Origin of the sequence: Rhodoblastus sp., from assembly GCF_041915505.1 — a bacterium.
In the GTDB taxonomy this organism is placed as follows: Bacteria; Pseudomonadota; Alphaproteobacteria; order Rhizobiales; family Beijerinckiaceae; genus Rhodoblastus.
The window spans coordinates 1-1,974 of record NZ_JAYSBG010000491.1; the positions used below are offsets into that span (position 1 = coordinate 1).

Consider the following 1,974-nt stretch of genomic DNA (forward strand, 5'->3'; position numbering starts at 1 on the left):
GTCGGCGCGCTCGCGGCCTTCTATCACGATTCCACCGACATCGCCGATCCGACCCAGCGCATGATCGCCACCATGCGCATCATCGCCAAAATGCCGACGCTGGCGGCGATGGCCTACAAGTACAACATCGGCCAGCCGTTCATCTATCCGAAGAACGATCTCGACTATACGTCGAACTTCCTGCGCATGTGCTTCGGCGTGCCCTGCGAGGAATACAAGGTCAATCCGATCCTGTCCCGCGCGCTCGACCGCATCTTCATCCTGCACGCCGACCACGAACAGAACGCCTCGACCTCGACCGTGCGTCTGGCCGGCTCCTCCGGCGCCAATCCCTTCGCCTGTATCGCCGCCGGCATCGCCTGCCTGTGGGGCCCCGCTCACGGCGGCGCCAATGAAGCGGCGCTCAAGATGCTGTCCGAGATCGGCTCCGTCGAGAATATTCCGAAATTCATCGCCAAGGCGAAGGACAAGAACGATCCGTTCCGCCTGATGGGCTTCGGCCATCGCGTCTACAAGAACTACGATCCGCGCGCGAAGATCATGGCCAAGACTTGCCATGAAGTGCTCGGCGAGCTCGGCATCAAGGACGACCCGCTGCTCGACGTCGCCGTGGAACTGGAGCGCATCGCGCTGCACGACGAATATTTCATCGAGAAGAAGCTTTATCCGAATATCGACTTCTATTCGGGCATCACCCTCAAGGCGATGGGCTTCCCGGTTTCGATGTTCACCGTGCTGTTCGCGCTGGCCCGCACCGTGGGCTGGATCGCGCAGTGGAAGGAAATGATCGAGGATCCGAGCCAGAAGATCGGCCGTCCGCGCCAGCTTTATACCGGCGCCCCGCAGCGCGATTATGTGAAGATCGGCACGCGTTGAACCTTGCCCTGAACGGTCGCCGCCCCGTGTCCCGCGCCGTGCGCGCGGGCGTTGGGGCGGCCTTCGCGGCCGCCCTGTCCTGGCTCTGCCTGGCGGGCGGCCTTGCTTTTGCCCAGGCCAATACGATCGAGGAAAGCGGCGTGGTCGAAAAGCGCGGCGAACCCGCCGTGATCGACGACAAGGCCTTCGATTGCGCCGCCTTCAAGGTGCTGATCGGGGCCGCCGGCGACGGCTTCAAGGCCTATCGCGCGGCGGCGCGCGCCGACAGCGACGCGGTGACGACCTTTGGCGCGACCGAATCCCTGTTCGGCGTCTGCGAGATCACCGACAAGAAGAAGATCGGCGAAGTGATCTATTCCTGCCAGGCGGAAAAGCTCGCGCTGGCCGACATCAAGGCCACCATCGAGGCCTGTCTGGGCGCCAAGGCCTTCGGCTTCGCGGGCAATGAAAATCCCAACACGCCCTTCCTGCGCTACAGCCCGCAAGTCGGCGAATCCAAAGCGCGCGTCCTCGCCTTGACCACCTTTGGCAAGAACACGCTGGCGATCATGAATCTGCGCTGAGCATTTTCTGTTATTTTTCGTCAGCTTGCGGCAAGAAGCTCGCAGATTGCTTCAGCGGCCTTTTCGCTCGGCTTCTTGCCTTCTCCGATCGCCAGCTTTTGCCTGAGGCGGCCCAGCGCCTCGATCTGACGACGCCGCTCGGGGCCATCGTCGATGATCTCGCCCAGGCGCTCGGCGAGCAGCGGCCCATTGGCCTCGTCCTGCAGAAATTCCGGATAGGCCTTTTCGCCCAGAATGAGATTGGGTTGCGACACCATGGCCACCTGAATCAGGCGGCGGGCGAAGAATTCCTCGATCTTGGGAATGCGATAGGCGACGATCGCCGGCGTGCGCGACAGAGCCAATTCGAGCGTCACCGTGCCTGAGGCGGCCAGAGCGGCGCGCGCGGCGCGAAAGGCCGCATATTTCTCGTCTTCCTCGACAACGACGCGCGGCTTCACCCGCCAGCTCGCGATCATGTCGCGCACCCGCGCCGCGACACTGCGCGAGGTCGGAAGGATATAGTCATGCCCCGGATGCGCGGCGTCGAACCGGG

At 63.2% G+C, this 1,974-nt stretch carries 2 protein-coding genes and 1 pseudogene; 2 read left to right on the forward strand and 1 reads right to left on the reverse strand.

What is annotated here, in order from left to right; all coding sequences use genetic code 11:
• Both gltA and ACE3S9_RS19055 read left to right on the forward strand, forming a co-directional pair.
• A partial coding sequence (gltA, locus tag ACE3S9_RS19050; RefSeq protein ID WP_374548051.1) for a citrate synthase occupies window positions 1-876 on the forward strand: 876 nt, incomplete at its 5' end.
• 26 nt (window positions 877-902) lie between these two features.
• Entirely contained in the window at window positions 903-1,439 is a 537-nt protein-coding gene (locus tag ACE3S9_RS19055; RefSeq protein WP_374548052.1) for a hypothetical protein, read from the forward strand.
• Window positions 1,440-1,459: 20 nt separating this feature from the next.
• Here the strand turns inward: ACE3S9_RS19055 and ACE3S9_RS19060 are convergent.
• Window positions 1,460-1,974 (reverse strand): annotated as a pseudogene (locus ACE3S9_RS19060) (lipid-A-disaccharide synthase); the annotation flags it as partial.